The organism is Sphaerisporangium rhizosphaerae (assembly GCF_042665155.1).
GTDB lineage: Bacteria > Actinomycetota > Actinomycetes > Streptosporangiales > Streptosporangiaceae > Sphaerisporangium > Sphaerisporangium rhizosphaerae.
Genome location: NZ_JBHTCG010000026.1, coordinates 53,320 through 76,286, shown reverse-complemented (window position 1 = coordinate 76,286; position 22,967 = coordinate 53,320). Strand labels below are relative to the sequence as shown.

Annotated in this window: 18 protein-coding genes; 17 read left to right on the top strand and 1 reads right to left on the bottom strand. The window is 73.1% G+C overall.

The features are described from left to right. The first annotated feature begins 27 nt into the window (after positions 1 to 27). The 6 genes from ACFQSB_RS29660 (at position 28) to gndA (ending at position 7,936) form a co-directional block, all read left to right on the top strand. Positions 28 to 1,359, top strand: coding sequence for a hemolysin family protein (locus tag ACFQSB_RS29660; RefSeq protein ID WP_380830154.1), 1,332 nt, complete (start codon positions 28 to 30; stop codon positions 1,357 to 1,359). After that, the gene (locus ACFQSB_RS29655; protein ID WP_380830153.1) at positions 1,356 to 2,375 is read left to right on the top strand and encodes a hemolysin family protein; all 1,020 of its coding nucleotides are present in this window, start codon (positions 1,356 to 1,358) and stop codon (positions 2,373 to 2,375) included. The genes ACFQSB_RS29660 and ACFQSB_RS29655 overlap by 4 nt, the downstream gene beginning before the upstream one ends. Positions 2,376 to 2,590: 215 nt before the next feature. Continuing rightward, positions 2,591 to 3,871 carry an acyltransferase family protein gene (locus ACFQSB_RS29650; RefSeq protein WP_380830152.1) on the top strand — a complete coding sequence of 427 codons (1,281 nt, stop codon included), beginning with the start codon at positions 2,591 to 2,593 and terminating at the stop codon, positions 3,869 to 3,871. 141 nt (positions 3,872 to 4,012) lie between these two features. Then, entirely contained in the window at positions 4,013 to 5,452 is a 1,440-nt protein-coding gene (locus ACFQSB_RS29645) for an LCP family protein (RefSeq protein WP_380830151.1), read from the top strand. Between the two features lie 270 nt (positions 5,453 to 5,722). Continuing rightward, positions 5,723 to 6,391: an HAD family hydrolase gene (locus ACFQSB_RS29640; protein ID WP_380830150.1), complete on the top strand. Its 669-nt coding sequence runs from the start codon at positions 5,723 to 5,725 to the stop codon at positions 6,389 to 6,391. 111 nt (positions 6,392 to 6,502) lie between these two features. Next, the gene (gene gndA, locus ACFQSB_RS29635) at positions 6,503 to 7,936 is read left to right on the top strand and encodes an NADP-dependent phosphogluconate dehydrogenase (protein ID WP_354851548.1); all 1,434 of its coding nucleotides are present in this window, start codon (positions 6,503 to 6,505) and stop codon (positions 7,934 to 7,936) included. A 140-nt stretch (positions 7,937 to 8,076) separates the two neighbouring features. Here gndA and ACFQSB_RS29630 read toward each other — a convergent pair whose 3' ends face one another. Continuing rightward, positions 8,077 to 8,271: a hypothetical protein gene (locus ACFQSB_RS29630; RefSeq protein WP_354924121.1), complete on the bottom strand. Its 195-nt coding sequence runs from the start codon at positions 8,269 to 8,271 to the stop codon at positions 8,077 to 8,079. A gap of 254 nt (positions 8,272 to 8,525) precedes the next feature. Between ACFQSB_RS29630 and ACFQSB_RS29625 the strand changes: the two genes are divergently transcribed. From ACFQSB_RS29625 to ACFQSB_RS29575, 11 genes are all read left to right on the top strand, one after another. Beyond that, positions 8,526 to 9,815, top strand: coding sequence for a helix-turn-helix domain-containing protein (locus ACFQSB_RS29625; protein WP_380830149.1), 1,290 nt, complete (start codon positions 8,526 to 8,528; stop codon positions 9,813 to 9,815). Positions 9,816 to 9,936: 121 nt separating this feature from the next. Continuing rightward, positions 9,937 to 10,764, top strand: a complete 828-nt coding sequence (locus tag ACFQSB_RS29620; RefSeq protein ID WP_354851556.1) for an undecaprenyl-diphosphate phosphatase — start codon at positions 9,937 to 9,939, stop codon at positions 10,762 to 10,764. A gap of 86 nt (positions 10,765 to 10,850) precedes the next feature. Then, a complete protein-coding gene (locus tag ACFQSB_RS29615) occupies positions 10,851 to 11,810 on the top strand; it encodes a 3-oxoacyl-ACP synthase III family protein (protein ID WP_380830148.1) in 960 nt (319 codons plus the stop codon). 11 nt (positions 11,811 to 11,821) lie between these two features. Further along, on the top strand, positions 11,822 to 12,571 hold the full coding sequence (locus tag ACFQSB_RS29610; RefSeq protein ID WP_380830147.1) for a glycosyltransferase family 2 protein: 750 nt from the start codon (positions 11,822 to 11,824) through the stop codon (positions 12,569 to 12,571). Further along, positions 12,568 to 13,752, top strand: coding sequence for a cytochrome P450 (locus ACFQSB_RS29605; RefSeq protein WP_380830146.1), 1,185 nt, complete (start codon positions 12,568 to 12,570; stop codon positions 13,750 to 13,752). The genes ACFQSB_RS29610 and ACFQSB_RS29605 overlap by 4 nt, the downstream gene beginning before the upstream one ends. A gap of 88 nt (positions 13,753 to 13,840) precedes the next feature. Further along, entirely contained in the window at positions 13,841 to 15,397 is a 1,557-nt protein-coding gene (locus tag ACFQSB_RS29600; RefSeq protein ID WP_380830145.1) for a class I adenylate-forming enzyme family protein, read from the top strand. Further along, the gene (locus ACFQSB_RS29595) at positions 15,394 to 16,371 is read left to right on the top strand and encodes an NAD-dependent epimerase/dehydratase family protein (RefSeq protein WP_380830144.1); all 978 of its coding nucleotides are present in this window, start codon (positions 15,394 to 15,396) and stop codon (positions 16,369 to 16,371) included. Before ACFQSB_RS29600 ends, ACFQSB_RS29595 begins: the two co-directional genes overlap by 4 nt. Before the next feature lie 138 nt (positions 16,372 to 16,509). Further along, positions 16,510 to 17,685 carry a cytochrome P450 gene (locus ACFQSB_RS29590; RefSeq protein WP_380830143.1) on the top strand — a complete coding sequence of 392 codons (1,176 nt, stop codon included), beginning with the start codon at positions 16,510 to 16,512 and terminating at the stop codon, positions 17,683 to 17,685. 176 nt (positions 17,686 to 17,861) lie between these two features. After that, positions 17,862 to 19,271, top strand: a complete 1,410-nt coding sequence (locus ACFQSB_RS29585; protein WP_380830142.1) for an LCP family protein — start codon at positions 17,862 to 17,864, stop codon at positions 19,269 to 19,271. A gap of 52 nt (positions 19,272 to 19,323) precedes the next feature. After that, entirely contained in the window at positions 19,324 to 21,636 is a 2,313-nt protein-coding gene (locus ACFQSB_RS29580) for a glycosyl hydrolase family 95 catalytic domain-containing protein (RefSeq protein WP_380830141.1), read from the top strand. Between the two features lie 188 nt (positions 21,637 to 21,824). Then, on the top strand, positions 21,825 to 22,880 hold the full coding sequence (locus ACFQSB_RS29575; protein WP_380830140.1) for an ABC transporter substrate-binding protein: 1,056 nt from the start codon (positions 21,825 to 21,827) through the stop codon (positions 22,878 to 22,880). The last annotated feature ends 87 nt before the right edge of the window (positions 22,881 to 22,967 follow it).

Genomic DNA, 22,967 nt, shown 5'->3' with positions numbered 1-22,967 from the left:
GGAGCGGCTCCACGGGAGGGCGACACCGTGATCGTCGATTGGATCTTCCTGCTGGGCGCGCTGGCGCTGGTCATCGCCAACGGCGTCTTCGTCGCGGCGGAGTTCTCGCTGGTGACCGTCGAGCGGAGCGAGGTGCAGCGGCTCGCCGCGGCGGGCGACCGGGGTGCCCAGGGCATCCTGGCGGCGGTGCGCCGCCTGTCCTTCCAGCTCTCCGGCGCCCAGCTCGGCATCACGATCACCTCGCTGCTGCTCGGCGTCATCGCCGAGCCCGCGATCTCGCATCTGCTGCGCCCGCTCGTCGAGCTGGTCCCCGGCCTGCCCGCCCGGGCCGCCGAGAGCGTGGCCGCGCTGCTCGGCCTGCTCGTCGCCACGGTGAGCCAGATGGTGCTCGGAGAGCTGGTGCCCAAGAACGCCGCCTTCTCCCGTCCCATGGCCATGGCCCGCGTCTCGGTGCCCGTGCAGCGGGCGTTCTCCGCGGTGTTCGCCCCGCTGATCAAGGGATGCAACGCGGTCGCGAACGCGCTGGTGCGCGCGCTCGGGGCGGAGCCGCAGGACGAGCTGGCCTCGGCCCGGTCCCCCGACGAGCTGAGCCTGCTGATGAGCCAGTCCGCGGAGGCCGGCGCCCTGCCGGGCACCACCGCCGCCATGCTGCGCCGCGCGCTGAGCTTCGGCGACCGCACCGCCGCCGAGGCCATGACCCCGCGCACCGACTGCGTGACCGTGACCGACACCGGCACCGTCGCCGAGTTCCTGACCCTGGCCCGGCGCGAGCGCCACCTGCGGCTGCCGGTGTCCGGCGGCGAGATGGACGACATCGTGGGCGTCGCCTCGGTCGTGGACGCCTTCGCCGTGCCCGAGTCCGAGCGGGCCGCGACCCTGGTGGCGGCGATCCGGCGGGCTCCCCTGCTGGTCCCCGAGACGCTCGACCTGGAGACCGTCCAGGAACGCCTGTTCTCGGCCCACCGGGAGATGGCGGTCGTCGTGGACGAGTACGGCGGCTTCGCCGGCATCGTCACCGTGGAGGACCTGGCGGAGGAGCTGATCGGCGACATCGCCGACGAGTACGACCTGCCCGAGGAGGGCTCGGACGAGCCCACGGGCGCCCTGCTCGCGCCCGGGCGCTCCATCGCCGTCCCCGCGTTGCTGCGCGCCCACGAGGTGGAGGAGCGCACCGGCTTCCAGATGCCGGAGGGGCCCTACGAGACGCTCGCCGGGCTGCTGATCAGCAGGCTCGGCCGCCTGCCCGACCCGGGGGACAGCGTGGTGGTGGACGGCTGGACGCTCAGGGCCGACACCGTGCGCCGGCACCGCATCGAGCAGATCACGCTGACCGCCCCGGACGCGGAGGAGGACCGATGACCATTCTGGACGCCCTGGCCATCGTGGTCCTGCTGACGGTCAACGGGTTCTTCGTCGGCGCCGAGTTCGCGCTGATCTCCGCGCGCCGTACCCAGATCGAGCCGGCCGCCAAGGAGGGCTCCCGGCGGGCGCGGGCGGTACTGGCCGCCATGGACGCCGTGCCGCTGATGCTCGCCGCCGCGCAGCTCGGCGTGACCCTCGCCTCGCTGGCTCTGGGCGCCGTCGGGGAGCCGGTCCTCGCGCACGCGCTGGAGCCGCTGTTCGCCGCGCTCGGGCTGCCGCCCGGCCTGGTCCACCCGACGGCGTTCGCCCTGGCCATGATCATCGTGGTGTCCGCGCACGTGATCATCGGCGAGATGGTGCCGAAGAACCTCGCCCTGTCGGGCCCCGACCGCGCCGCCCTGTGGCTGGTGCCCACCCTGCGCGTCGTCGCCCGCGCGACCCGGCCGCTGCTCGTCGTGGTGAACGCCATCGCGGCGGGCGTGCTGCGGGCGCTGCGCATCCCGCGCACCGAGGAGGTGCGGTCGGTCTTCACCTCCGACGAGATGCCCGCGCTGATCCAGGAGTCGCACCGGCACCGGCTGCTGGACCGGGACGAGCACGACCGCATGATCGCCGCCCTGGCCCTGTACGCCCGGCCGGTGGAGTCGGTCATGGTGCCGATCGGCGAGGTGGTCAGCGTGCCGGCCACCACCCGGGCGGCCGAACTCGAGCAGTACGCCGGCCGGTACGGCCACTCGCGCTTCCCGGTGAGCGGGGCGGCCGGGCGGCTGGGCGGCTACCTCCACGTCCTGGACGCGCTCAACGGCCACGCGCCGGACGAGCCGCTGCCGGTCCGCGAACTCCCGCACGTCGGCCGCCGGACGACCATGGCGGACGTGCTGGCGACGATGCGCCGGCGCCGGGCGCAGCTCGCCGCGATCACCTCCGACGACGGCACGGTGGCCGGCATCGTCACCCTGGAGAACGTCATCACCGGCCTGCTGCACCACGCCCACGAAAAGCCACCCGGCTGACGACCGAGCCCCGCGCACGGGGTGACCTGACCGTCACGGGCGGTCCGCCGGGCGGGCGCCGGCCACGGGTGTCCCGACCGTGACGGGCGGTCCGCCGGGCGGGCGCCGCCCGCGGGTGACCGCGCGGTGACGGGCGGGCCACGACGTGCCGCTCATGGGGTGAAGACTCCCGGGGGCGGGTTAGACCCGCGGGCATCGCGGGTAGCCAGCCGCGAATGCAGGTCGCGACCCTCCCGCCGCCCCCGCCCACCACGCGTCCGACCCCGCGTCGCACGCGGCAGTCCTGGCTGGACGCCCTTCGCGGGTTCGCCGCGCTGGTGGTGGTCTTCGAGCACTCGCTGGACCCGCTGCTCCCGGAGATCCGCGGGGTGATCAGCCCCTGGTTCGACTTCGGGCAGTACGGTGTCCTGGTGTTCTTCCTGGTCAGCGGCTATGTCGTACCGATCTCGCTGGAGCGGCGCGGCGACGTCCGGGCCTTCTGGATCACGCGTGTGTTCCGCCTGTACCCGCTGTGGGCGCTCGCCGCCGCGGCGGGCGCGGCCTTCGCGGTCGCCGGGGTCTACACCACACTGCCCGGCCAGATCGCCGACCGGCCGTGGGCCGCCGCGCTCGCGCACCTCACGATGCTGCAGGACCTGCTGCAGGTGCCGGGCGTCGTCAACGTCTTCTGGACGCTGTCCTACGAGATGGCCTTCTACCTGCTGGTGACGGCGATGTTCGTGCTGGGCGCGCGCGGGACCGGGACCCGGGCCTCGCTGGCGTTCGCGGTGGGCGCGCCGATCGCGGGCGCGCTCGTGCCCGCCGGGCTGCTGTCACGGGGGCTCGGCGTGGAGGCGGTCGTGGCCGTCGCCGCGGCGGTCCTGGCCGGCGGGTTCGCCGCCGTGCTGGCCGGGCGCCCTGAAGTGCGGCGGCACGGGGCCGTGGCCCTCGCCGTCCTGGCCGTGGCGCTGCTCGCCCTCAACAGCAGGGTGGGCGCCTGGCAGAGCCTGGCGATCATGGCGACGATGTTCGGCGGCACGGCGCTGCACCACATGGAGCGCTCGGCCGCCCTGCGCGCGCGGTGGGGCTGGGCGATCTGCCTGGTGCCGGTGCTGGCGGTCGCCACCGCGGTGTGGCTCGGGCCCGGCTGGGGCATGCCGGAGGCCGATCAGCAGGCGTTCAAGTGGAGCTGGTCGACCGCCATGATCGGGGCCTGGCTGACCTTTGCCGCCGGTCTCGCCCTGCGCCGGCGCGCCATTCCGCCCGTGCTCGCCTGGCTGGGCCTGGTCAGCTACTCGATCTATCTGCTGCACCCTCTGGCGCTCCAGGTCGTCCGGCGGATCACCGTCGATCCCTCGGCGATGTCGCTCGGCGTGCGGCTGGCCTGGGAGGCGGCGCTGTTCGCCGCCGTGGTCGCCTGTGCGGCCCTGGGCCACCGCTTCGTCGAGCGTCCGGCCCAGATGCTGGGCCGCCGACTCGCCGCCGAACGGCCGGTCAAAATAGCTCAAAACCGATGATTTCCTGCGAATACTGCGACACGTCACCACAAAGATGACGGCCATGGCTAGACTGGCTCGCGGCTTGCCGGGCGGGTGGATCCGGCGCCTGTAGTCGGCGTGTGGCCAGAGGCCACCAGCCCTGGCCATTCCGTGGGGACAATGAACGGCGGGCTTGTCGATGTGCGCCCTACCCATCCCGTGGAGCCGCCTCCGGGCGGGACCCGGGGTGGCGCCAAGGGGCTGTGGAAACCGTGGCTGTGGTGCCTGGTCGCGGCGGTCGCGGGCGTGTCGCTCGCGGCGGGCGCGACGCTGGTCGGCGCCTACACCAAGCTGAGCGGCAACATCAAGCATGTGAACGTCGACGCCAAGGATCTCGGCACCCGCCCCGCGAAGGTGAGCAAGGCGCTGAACATCCTGATCGTCGGCTCGGACACCCGCGCGGGCGCGAACGTCAAGTACGGCCACAGGGAAGCCGGCGAGCGCACCGACACGATCATCCTCGCACACATCTCGCCCGACCGGGGCAACGCGCTGCTCATCAGCTTCCCGCGCGACTCGCTGGTGCAACTGCCGGCCTGCGCGCCCAAGAACGGCCTGACCGGCCAGCGCCCGCACGTCGGGATGATCAACGAGTCGTTCAACTTCGGCGGCATCGGCTGCACCTGGAAGACCATCGAGTCGCTCACCGGCATCCACATCGACCACTTCGCCAAGGTCGACTTCACCGGGTTCAAGAGCATGGTCAACGCGCTCGGCGGCGTCGAGATCTGCGTGCCCAAGCCGATCAACGACGTCAAGGCCATGCTGCACCTGCAGGCCGGCCGCCAGCTCGTCAAGGGCGAGGAGGCGCTCGGCTACGTGCGCGCCCGCTACAGCCTGGGCGACGGGTCCGACATCGGCCGCATCCAGCGGCAGCAGATGTTCATCGCCTCGATGATCAAGAAGGCGATGAGCGGCGCCACGCTCACCGACCCCGCCCGCCTGTTCCACTTCCTGGACGCGGCCACCAAGTCCGTCACCACCGACCCCCAGCTCACCGTCGGCGTCATGAAGGACCTGGCGACCAGCGCCCAGGGACTCGCGGCCGGCGACATCCGCTTCGTGACGACGCCGTGGCGCTACTCCCTCACCCAGCCCGGCCGGGTCGAGTGGGTCCAGCCGCAGGCCAGGCAGCTCTTCCGGCTGGTGGCGACCGACACCAAGATCAAGGGCTCGAACGTCAGGACCGGCCGCCAGACCACCAAGATCCCCAAGTCCAAGATCCAGATTTCGGTGCAGAACGGCACCTACCGCAGCGGCCTCGGAGCCCAGGTCGCCGCGGCGCTGGAACAGCGGGGCTACAGCGTCGTGAAGGTCGGCGACCTGAAGAAGAAGCCCTACGCCAAGACGACGATCAGATACGCGGCCGACGGGCAGACCCGGGTGCCGACGCTCGCCGGCGACCTCGTGCTCTCGCGGAACCTGCCGGTCACCGATGTGAAGACCGCGCGGCTCGTGCTGGTCATCGGCGCCGACTGGAAGGGCCTCAAGCCGATCGCGACCTCCGAGGACGACCTCAAGGGCATCGACGCGACGCAGGACTCCTGCTCCGACACCTGAGCCCGGGGACTCCCGTCCCGGCCGCCCGCAGGACTCCTGCTCCGGCACCCGGCGCCAGGACTCCTGCTCGGACACCCGGCACCACCGCGGGCCGCGCGCCACCGCGCCGCCGGCTAGTTGGATCCGCGCCGTCCGGGGTACGGGAACGGGCATGTGCCGCTCTCCGCGATCCATGCGGCGAGATCCGGCACGGCGGGCCGGGTCCGCCATGGGGAGCCCGAGCGGCACGGGGGCGGGCAAGTGCCCGGCGTCACACAGGGACGGTGAAGGATGCGACGCGGAGTCATCTTCGACATCGACGGAACGCTGGTCGACTCGAACTACCTGCACGTGGTGGCCTGGTGGGAGGGCTTCCGGCGGCAGGGCCATGACATCCTGATGGTGGACGTCCACGGGGCCATCGGGCGGGCCGACCAGTCACTCATCGACTATCTGCTGCCCGGGGCGACCTCGGAGGAGGCCGAGGCGATCTCGGCGACGCACTCCCGGCTCTACAAGCCGCGCATGGACGAGGTGCGGCCGGTGCCGGGGGCGGGCGAGCTGCTCAAGGCGGTCGCCGCGCGCGGCCTGATCGTCGTGGTGGCGACCAGCGCGCCCAAGGACCAGGCCGAGCGGCTGATCGCCGTGACCGGCGCGCAGGACGCGGTCTCCGAGCTGGTCCACGCGGACGACGTCGACAAGTCCAAACCCCATCCCGAACCCGTGCGGCAGGCACTGGAGAAGGCCGGCCTGCGCCCGCAGGACGCCGTCATGCTGGGCGACTCCGTCTGGGACATGCTGGCCGCCCGCTCGGCCAAGGTGACCTGCGCGGGCCTGCGCTCGGGGGGCATCGACACCGCCTCCCTGGTGGAGGCCGGGGCCGAAGCCGTCTACAAGGACTGCCATGATCTCCTCAGCCACCTGGAGGACAGCCCGATAGGACGACTTCTCCGGAATTGATCCGGCCGATGCCCGGGTTACCTAGATGGCCCAGCGTGGGGGTTCCCTCACTCCATCGAACCGGGTGGGCACGCACGGCGTATTGCCGGATCAGAAGGAGAGTGATCGGACATGGCACAGCAAGCGGTCATCGGTGTGACAGGGCTAGGGGTCATGGGCCGCAATCTCGCCCGCAACTTCGCCCGCCACGGGTACACGGTCGCCGTCCACAACCGGACGAGCACCAAGACCAAGGCGCTGATGGACGAGTTCGGCCACGAGGGAGAGTTCATCCCCGCGGAGACGCCCGAGGCGTTCGTCGCCTCACTGGCCCGGCCGCGCAAGATGGTGATCATGGTTCAGGCCGGCGCCTCGACGGACGCGGTGATCGAGGAGTACGCGCCGCTGCTCGAACCCGGCGACATCCTGATCGACGGCGGCAACGCCCACTTCGCCGACACCCGGCGGCGGGAGAACGCGCTCCGCGACCGAGGGATCCACTTCGTCGGCGTCGGCATCTCCGGCGGCGAGCAGGGGGCCCTGGAAGGCCCGAGCATCATGCCGGGCGGGTCGCCCGAGGCCTACGAGTCGCTGGGCCCGATTCTGGAGGACATCGCGGCCAAGGTCGACGGCGTCCCGTGCTGCACCTACGTCGGGCCGGACGGCGCCGGGCACTTCGTGAAGATGGTGCACAACGGCATCGAGTACGCCGACATGCAGCTCATCGCCGAGGCCTACGACCTGCTCCGCAGGGCGTCGGGGATGTCGCCCGGCGAGATCGCCGAGACCTTCCGCACCTGGAACGAGGGCCGGCTCGGGTCCTACCTCATCGAGATCACCGCCGACGTGCTGTCCCACGTGGACCGGGCCACCGGCAGGCCCTACGTGGACGTGGTGCTCGACCAGGCCGAGCAGAAGGGCACCGGCCGGTGGACCGTGCAGGCGGCCCTCGACCTCGGCGTCCCGGTCACCGGCATCGCCGAGGCGGTCTTCGCCCGGTCGCTGTCCGGCCACGTCGACATGCGGGGCGCCGCGCGCGAGCTCGCCGGCCCCTCCGGCGGCGGGCTGGACCACTCCTTCGCCGACGCCGTCGAGCAGGCCCTGTACTCCTCGAAGGTCGTGGCCTACGCGCAGGGCTTCAACGAGATCCAGGCGGGCAGCGCCGAGTACGGGTGGAACATCGACCTCGGCGCGATGGCCACCATCTGGCGGGGCGGCTGCATCATCCGGGCCAAGTTCCTCGACCGCATCCGCGAGGCCTACGAGGCCGACCCGGGCACCCCCACCCTGCTGACCGACGCGCGGTTCGCCGCCGAGGTCGGCGCCGCCCAGGACGCCTGGCGCGACGTCGCCGTCACCGCGACCAAGAACGGCATCCCCGCTCCCGGTTTCGCCAGCTCGCTGGCCTACTACGACGGGCTGCGCGCCGACCGGCTGCCGGCGGCGCTGATCCAGGCGCAGCGGGACTTCTTCGGCGCCCACACCTACCGCAGGACCGACCGCGACGGGGTGTACCACACCCACTGGGAGCTGCCGGACCGTCCCGAGGCCCGGGTCGACGTCTGACGGCCGCGCCGCGGCCCGCGTCGACGTCTGACGGCCGCGCCGCGGCCCGCGAGAGGAAGGGGCGCGCCACCGCCGGGTGGACGACCGCGTGAGCGGCGCGCCGCGCTCTGAAGACGAGCAGGGGAACGGCGCGCCGCGGTTCAGGGGTCCCTGCGGACGCGGCGTTCCTGCTCGGCGATGAGCGCGGCGAGGGTGGCGGCGTCGTCGGCGTCGACGGTCCGCCACACCCCCGCCGCCTCGATCGCGTCGTCGAACCGGAGGCGGGTCGCCCAGAAGCGGCCGGCGTCCGAGCGGAACACGATCCACCCGGGCGCGTCCGCCGGCGGGCGGCTCACCTCGCCCCCTCGTGCGGGCGTCCGGGTAAGGACGGCCGGCGGGCGGGAAGGGTGCTGAGCTGTCGCACTTGAGTGCACCTCGCTTGCCCATCAAATCCGCTCAAGGCACACCATGCACGCATATCGGCCTGCCATTTACGGCGTCATCGGTCTGCGCGAGTGACATCCGCGCTACGGTCAGTGTGAGGGTTCGATGACGCGGTGTCACCGTTTCTGTGATGCCGCACGGCGTTGCCGCAACAGCTGGAGTGGCCATGATCGTCGGTGCCGATCTGCGCGCGGCCCGCCGCGACGCCGGCCTCAGCCTGGGGCAGCTCGCGGCCAGAACGGGCGTTTCCGCAGGTCACCTGAGCCGGGTGGAGCGCGGGGACCGCGAGGTGACCCCCTCGCTCGTCCTGCACTACCAGACCGCCCTGGGCCCCGCGGCCACCGCCCTTGCCGCACTTCTTGACTCCGATACCGGTGCGCCTGAAAAGGGTACCGTCGATGACATGAAGCGCAGGGGCTTACTCTCAGTCATCGCCGCGGCGTCCATGGGAGTCGCCGCCGGCGAGCCGGTGACGCGCCTCCTCGACGGCCTGGCCGGCGACCTGCCGACCAGGGTCGGCTTACCCGAGGTGCACGCCGTCGAGGCCGCCGCCGACCTCTACATGCGCATGGATCTCGCCCGCGGAGGCGACGCGGCGATCGCGATGGCCCGCGGCACGCTCGAATGGGCGGTGAAGCTGCACGACCGCCCCATGGCCGAGCCCACGCGAGAACGGCTCTCCTCCGCCGTCGGGCTGCTGGCCGACCGCCTGGGCTGGGCCACCTACGACCAGGGCAGGGCCGAGCGGGCGGCGCGCATCCTCACCTTCGCCCTCGACTCCGCGGCCCGCGGCGCCGACCGCGACCTGCGGGCGCACACGATGCTCGACCTGTCGGTCACCCTCACCGACCTCGGCAGCCCCCGCGACGGCGTCGAGATCCTCCGCCTCGCGCTCGGCGACGAGCGCATCTCCAGTGCGGAGCGGGCCAACCTCCACGCCGTCGCCGCCCGCCACTGCGCCACCGCCGGCGACCGGGCCGCGGGGCTGCGGCACATCGGGCTCGCCGAGGAGGCCCTGGGCCGCGCCGAGCCGGCGCTCGCGCCCGACTGGGCGCACCACATCACCGTCGCCCCAGGCCACCACGACAGCGCGCTCGGCCTCGCGCTGTTCCAGCTCGGCGAGGACGCGCGGGCGCGCGACCACCTGACGGCGGCGCTCGGCCGGCTCGGGGAGAGCCGCACGCGCACCGGGCTGCGCTGCCTCATCCGCCTGGCGGTGCTGCGCGTCCGCGAGGGCGACCGCGACGCCGGCGCCGAGCAGGCCAGGCGCGCGGTCGCGCTGGCGGCGGAGGTGCGCTCCACCCGGGTCGCCGGCGACCTTCGCATGATGGTCGACGGCGTCCGCGCGTGCGGCATGACCGACCTGGCCCGTGAGCTGGCCCGTTCCCTTCCCTCCTCTGACCGGCCCGCCGTCCGGCCGGTCACCGCGACCCCCGAGTCCGCTAGCCTCGCCTGAAGCGCGGTCCGCCGACGATCGCCGGATGACCGCGAGAGGCGGGCGGCGCCGCGCGAGACCCCCGCCACGCGTGGCCGCCGGTCCTCCTCTTCCGGCCGCCCTCCCCGGAAGGTGTTGTGCATTGATCGGCTGGTTCGAGGCGCTCGTGCTCGGTCTGGTGCAAGGGCTGACGGAGTTCCTGCCCATCTCCTCCAGCGCGCACATCAGGGTGGTGTCGGCGTTCTTCGGCTGGCACGACCCGGGCGCCGCCTTCACCGCGGTGATCCAGCTCGGCACCGAGACGGCCGTGCTCATCTACTTCCGCGCGCGCATCTGGGAGATCATCTCCACCTGGACGCGGTCCCTGTGGACGCCCGCGCTGCGGCAGGAACCACCGGCGCGCATGGGCTGGTACGTGATCGCGGGCAGCGTCCCGATCGGCGTGCTCGGCCTGGCGTTCCAGGACACGATCGAGACCACGCTGCGCGACCTGCGCCTGGTGGGCGGGTGCCTGATCGTCTTCGGCCTGCTGCTGGCGGTCGCCGACCGCATGGCGCGCAACGAGCTGATCCTGGACAAGGACCTCAACCTGCCGCATGCCCTGACCTACGGCCTTGCCCAGGCTCTGGCCCTCATCCCGGGCGTCTCGCGGTCCGGCGGCACGACGGGCGCCGGCCTGCTGCTCGGCTACCGCCGCGAGGAGGCCGCCGAGTACTCCTTCCTGCTCGCGATCCCGGCCGTGCTCATGTCGGGCGTCCTGGAGCTGTTCAAGATCGGGGAGGGCCGGGCGCCGGAGTGGGGGCCGACGATCGTGGCCACCGTCGTGTCCTTCGTCGTCGGCTACGCCGTGATCGCCTGGCTCATGCGGTACATCAGCACCCACCGCTTCACGCCGTTCATCGTCTACCGCGTCGCCGTCGGCGTCCTGGTCATCGCCGCCGTGAGCACCGGGCTCATCCCCGCGACCTGAGCCGCGCGCACCGGCCGCGCCGCTGATGCGTCCAAGTTCGGTAGATTGCCGACAACGGGGGTCATTCGATGACACTAAGGGGCGCGATGAAGGCCCGGATATCGGGCGTCGCGACGCATCTGCCCGAGCACACCATGACCAGTGACGAGGTGGAGGCGCGGATCCAGGGGTACGTTCCGCACCGCGGCGTCATCGAGCGGATGACCGGCGTCGTGCGCCGGCACGTGGCGCCCGACGACCAGCAGGCCTCCGACCTGGCCGTGGCCGCCGCGCGCCTGCTGGACCACCGCGACGCCGACCTGCTGATCTTCGCCTCGGCCTCGCAGGACATGGTGGAGCCGGCGACCGCGCACATCGTGGCGGCGAAGCTCGGGCTGTCGTGTCCGGTGTTCGACGTCAAGAACGCCTGCAACAGCCTGCTGAACGGGCTTCAGGTCGCCGAGGCGCTGATCCGCACGGGGGCGCATCGCAAGGTGCTGGTCTGCACGGGCGAGATGCCCTCCCGCGCGGTCCGCTGGCGGGTCGAGGGGCGGGCGCAGTTCGTGGACGCCTTCGCGGGATACACGCTGTCGGACGCCGGAGCGGCGGTGCTGGTCACCGCGGACGCCGACCGCGGCATCTTCTACCGCGACTTCTCCGCCGACTCCAGGGCATGGGCGATCGGCACGCTGCCCGGCGGCGGCTCGGCCCACCCGCGCGACCCCGAGTACTCCTACTTCCGCGGCGACGGACGGCGGCTGAAGGAGGCGTTCGAGCTGGTCGGACCGGACATCTTCCTGGACGCGCTCAAGCGCACCGGGCTCACCTGGGAGGACTTCTCCCTGGTGGCCGTGCACCAGGTCGCCCTGCCCTATCTGGCGGTGCTCACCCAGGCGCTGGGCATCCCCGAGGACCGCCTGGCGGTGACGCTGCCCGAGCACGGGAACTGCGCCTCGGCCACCCTGCCGCTCCAGCTCTGCGCGGCCGGCGCCCGGCCCGGCGACCGCGTCGCGCTGCTCGGCCTCGGCGGCGGCGTCAGCCTCGGCGTCCTGTTCGCGGACCTGTGACGGCCGGCGCCATGGACCTGTGGGTGGTCATCCCCGCGTACAACGAGGCCACGGGCATCGAGGCCACCCTGCGCGCGCTCGAGGCGCAGGACGACCCCGCCTTCACCGTGCTCGTGGTCGACAACATGAGCACCGACGGCACCGCTGAGGTGGTGAAGTCCTTCGCCGCCACGTCTCCGATGGCCATCCGGGTCGTCCAGGAGTCCCGCAAGGGCACCGGCGCCGCCTCCGACACCGGCGTGCGGCACGCCATCGCCCAGGGAGCCACCCACCTGGCCAGGACCGACGCCGACTGCGTGCCGCGCCGCGACTGGGTGCGGGCGATCAGGCGGGCCTTCGGCGAGGGGCTGGAGATGGTCGGCGGCAAGCTGCGCCCCCGCACCGACGAGTTCCCGCTCAAGCTGTGGGAGCGGCGCCTCATCCCGTTCGTGGTCGGCGTCGCCGCCGCGTTCGGCCGCCTGCGTCCCGGCAACCGCGACGCCGCCTACCTCGGGCCCTACGTCATGATGCCCGGCGCCACGCTGGCCATCACCGCCTCGCTCTACGAGCGGTCGGGCGGCTTCCCCCGCACGGCGATCGAGGAGGTGCACGAGGACCGCGCGCTGGTCAACCGGGTGCGCAAGGTGACCGGCGCGTACGCCTCGCGGCGGGACGTGGTCGTGTACGGCTCGGTGCGCCGCCTGCGCGCCTACGGCCTGGCGGGCACGCTGGCCTGGTACGCCGACCACCACTACCGTCCCGACGTCGTCGACGTGCGATGAGCGCCACGGCGAGCGCCCGCCCGCGCCGGTGGGCGCCGGACGGCGCCTCCCACGAGACCCGCCTCCACCTGGCCGCCCATCCGTTCGCCTACCCGCTGATGCGGCTGCTCGCCCGGCTCGGCCCGGTGGTGCGGGTTCCCGGCCTCGGCGTCGTGGTCAACGACGCCGCGACCGCCCGCGCCGTGCTGATGGACGAGCGCTTCCGCAAGGACGGACCCGGCTCCCCCGGCGACCTGTGGACGCCGGTGCTCGGCCCGTCCGTGCTGCTCAACATGGAAGGCGAGGCGCACGCCGCGCTGCGCCGCAAGCTGGCGCCGCTGTTCGCCCCCGCCCAGGTCGCCTCGCTGGTGGACCAGGTGCTCCGGGCGCCGCTCGCCGGGCTGTCGGAGCGGCTGGCGCGCGGCGAGGCGGTGGACCTGGTGGCGGAGACGCGGCTGATGGCGGGCGCGGTGATCTGCCGGCTGATCGGCATGGGCGAGGTCTCCCCCGGCGACGCGCGGGCCATGTACGCCGACGGCGAGCGCATCGTGTCCATGGTGTCGCTGCGCTCGCGCCGGCTGTCCGCGCGGCAGGTCGCGCTCGCCCGCCGGGTGCTGGACCGCGTCGGCGACATCGCCGCGGCGGCCTACGAGCGGGGCGAGGAGACGACGGTCATGGGCCGCATGCGGTCCCTCGGCCTGTCCGCGGCCGAGGCGCGCGGCGCGGCGGGCGCGTTCTTCCTCACCGGCACCGAGACGGTGGCGACGTTCGTCCCCCGGCTCGTCGCGCTGCTGCACGACGCGCGGTCCCGGCCGGCCGGGCCGCTGGAGCTGGACCGGGCGATCGAGGAGGCGATGCGGGTCACCACCCCGACGCCGGTGATGCTGCGCTCGGTCGCCGCCTCCGCCCGCGTCGGGCGGGTGCCGGTGCGGCCGGGCGACCGCGTGCTCATCGTGACCCACAACTGCGCGCGCGCCTACGGCCCGTTCGACCCTGCCCGGACGCATCCGCCGGAGCTGCGCCGCCTGTGGTTCGGGGCCGGCCCGCACTTCTGCATCGGCTACCCGCTGGCGCTGGCCGAGATCCGCGCGATCGCCGGCGCCGTCCTGGCGCACGATGTCCGGGTGAGCGGCCGCCGCGCGGCGCGCGGCGTGCTCATCCCCACCTACCGGCACCTGTGGATCACGGCGGTGCCCGCGTGAACGACCTTCGGACGGCGGCGGCTTCGCACGGACACCATCGCGGTGACACCGGCCCCGCCGGCGACCTCCCGACGAGGCGGGTGCCCGCGTGAACGACGTTGTCACCGGCGTCCTCGAGACCGCCCGGCGCGCCCCCGGCGGTGTCGCGGTCATCGACGGGCGTGGCGCGACGCTGACGTACGGCGAACTCCGGCGCCGGGTCCTCGCCGTCGCGGAGGCCATGACCGGGCTCCGGCCGGGCGACGGGGTGCTCTTCGCGGCGCGTCCGGGCCCCGATGCCGTGGCGCTCGCCCTCGGCGCGGTGGCGGCCGGAGGGATGCTGGTCCTCGCCGACCCCGGCCTCGCCCCCGACGTGGCCGCCGCGCGGCTGGCCACCGCCGTGCCGGCATGGGTGGTCGCCGACTCGGTGGCGTACACGCTGAGCGGGCCTCTGCGTGCTCTGGCCCGTCATCGCGGGCTGGCGCTGCCGCACCTGCGCGACCCCGCCCCTGGCCGTCCGGTGCGCCATCTGTACGCCGGCCCGTGGCTCCCTGGCGTCCCCCGCGACGCCATACCACTGCGCGCCGTGTACCGCGCCTCTTCGCCTCACCCTGCGCCGCTGGAGGGAGCCGGCCCGTTCGAGGACCCGGGCCCTCCCGGCCGCGACGGCCCGGCCGCGCGGCCGGACCAGCCGGCCGTGGTCGCGTTCACCTCGGGCACGACGGGACGGCCGCGCGGCGTCGTCCATACCCGGGGGTCGCTCGCCGAAGGGTCCGCGTCGTTCGGCTCGGCGGTCCCGCTGGCCCCCGGCGACGTCGTGCACACCGACCAGCTCATGCTGGGCCTGCCCGCCCTCATGGCCGGCGCCACCTGGTCGCTGCCCGGCGCACGGCCGTTCGCCAGCGAGCTGGCCGAGCGGGGCGCCACCCACGCCTTCTGCGTCCCGGTGCGGCTGGACCGCATCCTGCGGGAGGACGGCCGGCTTCCCGGCACCCTGCGCTGTCTGCTGCTCGGCACGGCCCCCTCCCCGCCCGCCGTACTGCGCCGCGCCCGCGCCGCGGCCCCGCGCGCCCGGATCTGGTCGGTGTACGCGATGACCGAGGCCCTGCCCATCGCGATCGTCTCCGCAGAGGAGAAACTGGCCTGCCGGGAGGGCGACCTGCTGGGCGCGCCGCTCCCCGGCGTCGCCGCGCGGATCGCCGCCGACGGGGAACTGTACATCTCAGGACCGCAGCTCGCCCGCGGGTACATCGGTGAACCGCCGCTGCGAGAGGTGGCCACCGGAGACCTGGCCCGCCTCGACGAACAGGGTCGGCTCGTCCTGCTCGGCCGCAAGAAGGACATGATCCTGCGGAACGGGGTGAACATCTACCCGGGCCTGTACGAGCCGGCGCTGGCCGCGCTGCCCGGCGTGGCGGAGGCGGCCATCGTGGGCGTCGCCGACCCGGAGACCGGTGACGAGGAGGTCGTGCTCGCCGTCCGCCCCGACGAGGGTTTCGACGCGGCGGCGCTGCGCCGTGCCCTTCCGGACCGGGTGGACGCCGGGGCGCTGCCCGACCGGGTGGAGGTACTGCCCGACTTCCCCCGCGCGGGGCGGACGGACAAGCTCGACCGCGCCCGCCTGCGCGCGGCGGTCGCGAGACACACCGGCGGCGGCGGTCGATGAGGATGGCGGTCACCGGGGCGTCGGGATTCGTGGGCGGGGCGGTGTGCAGGGCCGCGACGGCGGCGGGATGGGAGGTCCACGCCTTCGGCCGCCGCTCCCACGTCCCCATGGGGATGACGGGCGCGGTGCCGGGCGGTCACCGGGGAGCGGCCGTGTCACCGCCGTCCACGGGCACCGTGGCGCCGTACCGTTCGTGGGACATCACCGGGGCGCCGCCCGATGAGCTGCCCGAGGTGGACGCGGTGGTGCACTGCGCGGGCAGCGTGACCGACTGGGGCCCGGCCCGGGAGTTCTTCGAGGTGAACGCCCGGGGCACGCTGCGGGTCCTGCGGGCCTTCCCCGGCGCCCGGTTCGTCCACGTCAGCACCGCCAGCGTGTACGACCCGTTCCGGCCGACCGTGATGGCGCGCGAGGACGAGTGCCGGGCCGCGCGGCACGTCAACGCCTACGGCGCCTCCAAGGCGCTGGCCGAGCGGCTGGTGCGGGACTCGGCGGTGGTGCTGCGGCCGCACGCCGTCTACGGCCCCGGCGACCGCACGCTGCTGCCCCGGCTGCTGGGCGCGGTCCGGGGCGGCCGTCTGTGGGCCGTCGGGGACGGACATCAGCGCATCAGCCTGACCTCGGTGGAGAACCTGGCCCAGGCGTGCGTGCTCGCCGCCGCCGGTCCGGTGGCGGCGGGGGTGTTCAACGTGACCGACGCCGAGCCGGTCGTGCTGGACGACGCCCTGCGGTGGTTCCTGCGAGAGCGGGGCGTCCCGGCGCGCCCGGCGTACCTGCCCGCCGCCGTCGCCCGGCCACTGGCGGCCGCCGCCGAGACCGCCTTCCGCGTGCTGGGACGCCCGGACCCGCCGCGCCTCACCCGGTACGCCGCCGGCCATCTCGCCGTGGAGCGCACGCTGGACATCACCGCGGCCCGCGAGCGCCTCGGATACCGTCCTTCTCCGACGTCCTTCCGCGGAGCGGCGCACTGGTGAACCCGCTGGCCGTGGCCCAGTGGATCACAATCTGTCATGACAAGTATTGACAATGGGCATTGCGGGATCGATGCGCAAATGCGACGGTCGAGATGACCGTTCGCGATGGGGAAGCGAACCGACCAGAGGGGCGCCACCGTGTCAGATCTCCCGCAGATGCCGTTCCCGCGCCGCCACAAGCTCGACGTGCCGCCGACGTACCGCGACCTACGGGAGCACGCGCCGATCACCAGGGTCCGCACGCCGGTCGGCGACGAGGTGTGGCTGGTCACCGGCTACGAGGACGTCCGCCGGATGTTCGCCGACGACCGCCTCGGCCGCTCGCACCCCGACCCCGCCTCGGCGGCCAGGGTGTCGGGATCGGTGATGCTCGGCGGCCCGATGGGCGAGTTCGACACCGAGAAGCAGGAGCACCAGAGGATGCGCAAGCTCCTGGCGCCCGCGTTCTCGGCGCGCCGGATGAAGGCGCTGTCCGGCCACGTCCAGGAGCTGGTCGGCGGCCTGCTCGACGAGATGGCGCGGAACGCGCCCCCGCTGGACCTGCACGAGCACCTGTCCTTCCCGCTGCCGGTGCTGGTCATCTGCGAGCTGCTCGGCGTGCCGTTCGAGGACCGCCACCTGTTCCGGGCGCTGTCGGACGGCATGGCCATCACCACCGACCCCGCGGCGTCCTCGGCGGCCATGGAGAAGTTCTCGGCCTACATCCTGGAACTGGTGGAGCACAAGCGCAGGCACCCGTCCGAGGACGTGCTGTCGGACCTGGCCGGGATGGACGCCGACGACACCGAGATCGCCAGGCTGGGGGCCGGCCTGCTGTTCGCCGGGCACGAGACGACGCTCAACCGCATCGACTACGGCGTGGTGTTCCTGCTCAGCGACCTCGCCCAGCGCGACGCCCTCGCGGCCGACCCCTCGCTCGCGCCCGCCGCGGTCGAGGAGATCCTGCGCATGACCTCCCCGTCCGACCACGGCCTGCCGCGGTACGCCAAGACCGACATCCAGTACGGCGAGGTCACCATCCGCGCGGGGGAGGCGGTCGTGCTCATCCCCTCGGCGGCCAACCGCGACGAGGGCGTCTTCGACGACCCCGACGTCTTCGACATCCGGCGCGCGACCTCAGAGCCGCATGTCGCCTTCGGCTACGGCCAGCACTACTGCATCGGCGCCAACCTGGCCCGGGTCGAGCTGACCGAGGTGTTCCGCGCCCTTTTCCAGAGGTTCCCGACGATGGAGCTGGCGGTGCCGGTGGAGGAGCTGCGCACCCGCACGGACCGCCTGACCGGTGGCCTGCTGGAGGTCCCCGTCACCTGGTGACCGGCCTGCGCGCGACCAGCGGAACGCGGTTTCCGCCCGATGGTCGCCGTTTCGTCCCGCGGCCACCGGAAGATCTTTCCGGTGTGTCGCGGGCTTACACGGACGTGCCACCACTCTCCGTTACTAATCTGTTATCGATTACCGACGGAGTGGGAGTTTCGGAAGGCGCGATGCCGATGAGAGGCGATCGGGGATCCCTGCGGCTGAGCGGGGCGCTCGGGCTCACCCTCGCGGCGGCCCTGGTGTGGGGCCTGGCCCACCTGCTCGCCGGCCGGCGAGCGGCCGGCGCGGCGCTGCTGGCGGCGCAGGTCCTGCTGGTGGTGGGCCTGACGGCGGCGGCCACGGCGCTGCGCCCCGAGGTGCTCGCGCTCGTGGCACGGCCCGGCCGGCTGGCGGGCCTCGCCGTCGCGGCGGTGCTGCTCGGCCTCGCCTGGGCGACGGTGATCGTCTCGTCCTACCGGCTCGTCCGGCCCCCGGGACTCGGCGGGCCGGGACGCTCGCTCGGGCGGGCCGCGGTGGGCGTGATGTGCGCCGCCGCCCTGCTGCCCACCCTCTACGCCGCGCGGCTGGCGTACGTGGGCCGCGACGTGGTGACCACGGTGTTCGCCACGCGCGGCGCCGCCTCCGCCGATCCGTGGCAGGGCAGGTACCGGGTGAACGTCCTGCTGCTCGGGGCGGACGCGGCGGCCCGGCGTCCGGGAGCGCGCACCGACAGCATGTCGGTGGCGGCCATCGACACAAGGACGGGCAGGACGGTGCTGTTCAGCCTGCCGCGCAACCTGCAGCACGTGCCCATGCCCGCGGGGCCGGCGCGGCGGATGTTCCCCGGCGGCTTCGCCGGCGACGGCACGCTCAACCACCCCGGCCTGCTCAACGAGGTGTACCAGTGGGCCGAGGACCATCCGGAGGCGGCGCCGGGCGTCCCGGCGGGACGGCGCGGGCCCGAGCTGCTCAAGCGCACGATCGGCGGCATCCTCGGCCTTCCGATCGACTACTACGCGATGGTCGACATGAAGGGCTTCGCGCGGATCATCGACGCGACCGGCGGCGTCAGGGTGACCGTCAAGAACGACATCCCGTACGGCCTCGCGGGCGGCGTGCTGCGGGCCGGCACCCGCAGGCTGAGCGGCGCGGAGGCCCTGTGGTTCGGCAGGTCGCGGTCGGACGGCGACGACTACGTCCGCATGGGGCGTCAGCGGTGCCTGCTGGACGCGGTGGCCCGGCAGGCGGACCCGTTCACGGTGATCAGGAGCTTCGGCCGGCTCGCCGATGCGGCAAAGCGCTACATATCCACAGATATACCTCAAGAATCGCTTCCAGCGTTTATCACCCTTTCTCGCAAGATAAAGGACGCCCCTCTGGAGAGCGTGCAATTCGTTCCGCCGCTGATCGACACGGCCGCCCCCGACTGGGCGCTGATCAGGGAGAAGGTCTCCGAGGCGGCCGGGGTGCCGCTGCCCGCCTCCACCCGCACGCGGCGCGGCGTCCCCGGCGACCCGGCGGCGAGCGGGTCGCGCGCCTCCGCGACCCCGTCCGCCATATCGCCACAAACGGAACAAACGTCACCTAACGCTTCTTGTAACTGAATCTTATAAATCTCGTTAGGATTCACTCGATCACCACGCTGATCGGGGAGACATGCAGAGCCTGTGGTACGACCGGCCCGCCGACGGGCCGGATGAGCACGACGCGTGGGAACGGCAGGCGCTGCCCATCGGCAACGGCAGGCTGGGCGTGATGGTGTTCGGCCGGCTCGGCTCCGAGCGGCTCGCCCTCAACGAGAGCACCCTGTGGACCGGCGGCCCGGGGTCCAAGGACGCCGGGCCCGGCGGCTACCGGTCCGGCGACTGGCCCGCCCCCCGGCCGGGCGTCCTGGCCGAGGTCAGGCGGCGCCTGGCCGAACACGGCCGCCTCGACCCCGTGGAGGCCGCCCAGCTGCTCGGCAACCCCGCCGGCCTGGACGGCCGCATCCCCGGCTTCGGCGCCTACCAGCCCTTCGGCGACCTGCTGCTCGACATCGCCTCCCCCGGCGACGGCGTGTCGGACTACCGCAGGGAGCTGGACCTGACGACGGCGGTCGCCACCGTGCGCTACACCGCCAGCGGGGTGCGCTTCACCCGCGAGCACTTCGCCAGTCACCCCGCCCAGGCGGTCGTCGTCCGCCTGGCCGCCGACCGTCCCGGCCACATCTCGCTCACCGTGCGCCTGGCCCCGGGTCCGCTGACCGCGCCGCCGGAGTACGCCGCGGCGGGGGGCCGGCTGACGCTGCGCGGGACGCTGGAGGACAACGGGCTCCGCTACGAAGGTCAGGTCCAAGTGATCGCGGAGGGCGGCGCCCGGACCGACGAGCCCGGCGCGGTCGCCGTCCGAGAGGCCGACGCGGTCACGCTGGTCTTCTCGGCGGGCACCGACTACGCCTGCGCCCACCCCGGCTACCGCGGGGCGCCTCCCGGCGCGGCGGTCACCGCGCACGTGGACCGCGCGAGCGCCCGCCCGTACGGCGAGCTGCGCGCCGAGCACGTCGCCGACCACCGTGGGTTGTTCGACCGCGTCCGGCTCGACATCGGGGGCGGCGCGGCGGGCTGCCCGCCGCCGACCGACCGGGCGCTCGCGGCGTACGGCCGGGGCGGGCCCGGCGACCGTGCGCTAGAGGCGCTGCTGTTCGCCTACGGCCGCTACCTGCTCATCGCCTCCTCCCGGGAGGACTCGCCGCTGCCGGCCGGCCTCCAGGGCCTGTGGAACGACAGCCCCGCCCCGCCCTGGAACGGCGACTGGCACACCAACGTCAACGTGCAGATGAACTACTGGCCGGCCGAGGTGACCGCGCTGAGCGAGTGCGCCGCCCCGCTGACGCGCTTCGTCGACGCGCTGCGCGTCCCCGGCAGGGTCACCGCGGCGACCATGTTCGGCTCCCCGGGCTGGGTGGTCCACTCCAGCACCAATCCCTTCGGGTTCACCGGCGTGCACGACCGGCCGACCGCGTTCTGGTTCCCCGAGGCGGCCGCGTGGCTCGCCCAGCACATCTACGAGCGCTACCTGTTCGGCGGCGACCTCGCCTACCTGCGCGACCACGCCTACCCCCTGCTCAGCGAGACCGCCGAGTTCTGGCTGGAGAACCTGGTCGAGGACGGCGGCCTGGTGGTCTCGCCCGGTCACTCCCCCGAGCACGGGCCCTTCTCGGCCGGCCCCGCCGTCTCCCAGCAGATCGTGTGGGACCTGCTGGCCAACACCGCCGAGGCCGCCGACCAGCTCGGCGTCGAGCCGGGCTACCGCGTGCTCAAGGCGCTGGGCGAGCTGGACGAGGGCCTGCGCATCGGGTCCTACGGCCAGTTGCAGGAATGGCGGGACGACTGGGACGACCCCGAGGACACCCACCGGCACCTGTCCCACCTGTTCGCCCTGCACCCGGGCCGCCGCATCCACCCGTGCACGGAGTTCGGCGAGGCGGCGCGGGTGGCGCTGGAGCACCGGGGCGACGCCGGCCCGGGCTGGAGCAGGGCCTGGAAGATCAACCTCTGGGCGCGGCTGCTGGACGGCGACCGGGCGCACCACCTGCTGGCCGAGCAGCTGCGGCACAGCACGCATCCGAACCTGTGGAGCACGCATCCGCCGTTCCAGATCGACGGCAACCTCGGGACGACGGCCGGCGTCGCCGAGATGCTCCTGCAGAGCCACCTCGGGGTGATCGACGTGCTGCCCGCGCCGCCCTCGGCGTGGCCGGACGGCTCCTTCGACGGGCTGCGCGCCCGGGGCGGCCACGCGGTGGGCGCCACCTGGCGGGACGGCGAGCTGGTGGAGGTGCGCGTCCTGGCCGGCCATGACGGTGAGGTACGGCTGCGCAACCCGGCGTTCCTGAACGGCTGCCGCACGCGCGTGCCGTGCGCCGTCGAGGGCGACACCGCCGCCTTCCAGGCGAGCGCCGGCCACGCCTACCGCCTCGCCATCGGCTGACCCGGCCTCTCAGCCTCCTCCGCCGACATAACGGCATATTTCGTCATATGGGCTGGTAGAGGCCGTCCACCGGGGACACGAAGCGATAACGACAGGCGTCCGAAACCCCGTTCCCGCTTGACATGCGGCTCCGCATGTCGTGTTATGACACCTAACCGACTTATTAAGTAGGAATTAGGGAGAGGTCAATGAGGGTTCGCAGGCTACGAGGGATGGCGGCCGTGATGGCCGCGGTCGCGGTGACCGCCCTCGCGGCTGCCTGCGGAGGGGATGGGGGATCCTCCGGCGGCGACGCTGCCAAGACCGAGGTCCGCCTCGGCTTCTTTCCGAACATCACGCACTCCACGGCCCTGGTCGGGGTCAAGAAGGGCCTGTTCGCCAAGGCCCTGGGCTCGAACGTCACGCTCAAGACGGCGACCTTCAACGCCGGCCCCGCCGCGACCGAGGCGATCTTCTCGGACGCGGTGGACGCCACCTACATCGGGCCGAACCCGGCGATCAACGCCTGGTCCAAGTCCAAGGGCCAGGCCATCAAGATCGTCGCCGGCTCGGCCTCCGGCGGCGTGTACCTCGTCGTCAAGCCCACCATCAACGACGTCGCCGGCCTCAAGGGCAAGAAGATCGCCACGCCGCAGCTCGGCAACACCCAGGACGTGGCGCTGCGCTACTGGCTTCAGGAGAAGGGGCTGAAGACCGACACCAAGGGCGGCGGCGACGTCTCGATCGTCCCGCAGGAGAACTCCCAGACCCTGCAGACCTTCGCCACCGGCGACATCGACGGCGCGTGGGTGCCCGAGCCGTTCGCCAGCCGCCTGGTGCTCGAGAGCAAGGGAAAGATCCTGGTCAACGAGTCCGACCTGTGGCCGGACAAGAAGTTCGTGATCACCCACCTGATCGTCCGGCAGCAGTTCCTCAAGGAGCACCCCGACCTGGTCAAGAAGCTGATCGAGGGGCACGTCGAGTCGACCGCCTACATCAACTCCGACCCGGCGGGCGCCAAGGAGGCGATCAACGCCGAACTTCAGGACCTCACCGGTAAGCCGCTGAAGCCCGAGGTGCTGGACAGCGCGTTCAAGAACATCACCTTCACCAACGACCCGATCGCCTCCTCCCTGGTCACCAGCGCCGACCACGCGCAGAAGGTCGGGCTGCTGGACCCGGTGGACCTCAACGGGATCTACGACCTCAAGATCCTCAACGAGGTGCTCGCCGCCAAGGGCCAGCAGGCGGTGAACGACAAGTGACCGCGCCCGCCCACACGGGCGGGCACCACGCTCATCACGCTCAGCACGGCCCGTCCGGCCCCCGCGGCCGGGCGGGCCGGCCGCCCC

Excerpts from the sequence above, each read along its gene's own strand:
- ACFQSB_RS29575 (WP_380830140.1), top strand. The coding sequence starts at position 21,825 with ATGAGGGTTCGCAGGCTACGAGGGATGGCGGCCGTGATGGCCGCGGTC.
- ACFQSB_RS29655 (WP_380830153.1), top strand. The coding sequence starts at position 1,356 with ATGACCATTCTGGACGCCCTGGCCATCGTGGTCCTGCTGACGGTCAAC.
- ACFQSB_RS29580 (WP_380830141.1), top strand. The coding sequence starts at position 19,324 with ATGCAGAGCCTGTGGTACGACCGGCCCGCCGACGGGCCGGATGAGCAC.
- ACFQSB_RS29625 (WP_380830149.1), top strand. The coding sequence starts at position 8,526 with ATGATCGTCGGTGCCGATCTGCGCGCGGCCCGCCGCGACGCCGGCCTC.
- ACFQSB_RS29645 (WP_380830151.1), top strand. The coding sequence starts at position 4,013 with ATGAACGGCGGGCTTGTCGATGTGCGCCCTACCCATCCCGTGGAGCCG.
- ACFQSB_RS29640 (WP_380830150.1), top strand. The coding sequence starts at position 5,723 with ATGCGACGCGGAGTCATCTTCGACATCGACGGAACGCTGGTCGACTCG.
- ACFQSB_RS29595 (WP_380830144.1), top strand. The coding sequence starts at position 15,394 with ATGAGGATGGCGGTCACCGGGGCGTCGGGATTCGTGGGCGGGGCGGTG.
- gndA (WP_354851548.1), top strand. The coding sequence starts at position 6,503 with ATGGCACAGCAAGCGGTCATCGGTGTGACAGGGCTAGGGGTCATGGGC.
- ACFQSB_RS29605 (WP_380830146.1), top strand. The coding sequence starts at position 12,568 with ATGAGCGCCACGGCGAGCGCCCGCCCGCGCCGGTGGGCGCCGGACGGC.
- ACFQSB_RS29585 (WP_380830142.1), top strand. The coding sequence starts at position 17,862 with ATGAGAGGCGATCGGGGATCCCTGCGGCTGAGCGGGGCGCTCGGGCTC.
- ACFQSB_RS29650 (WP_380830152.1), top strand. The coding sequence starts at position 2,591 with ATGCAGGTCGCGACCCTCCCGCCGCCCCCGCCCACCACGCGTCCGACC.
- ACFQSB_RS29615 (WP_380830148.1), top strand. The coding sequence starts at position 10,851 with ATGAAGGCCCGGATATCGGGCGTCGCGACGCATCTGCCCGAGCACACC.
- ACFQSB_RS29610 (WP_380830147.1), top strand. The coding sequence starts at position 11,822 with ATGGACCTGTGGGTGGTCATCCCCGCGTACAACGAGGCCACGGGCATC.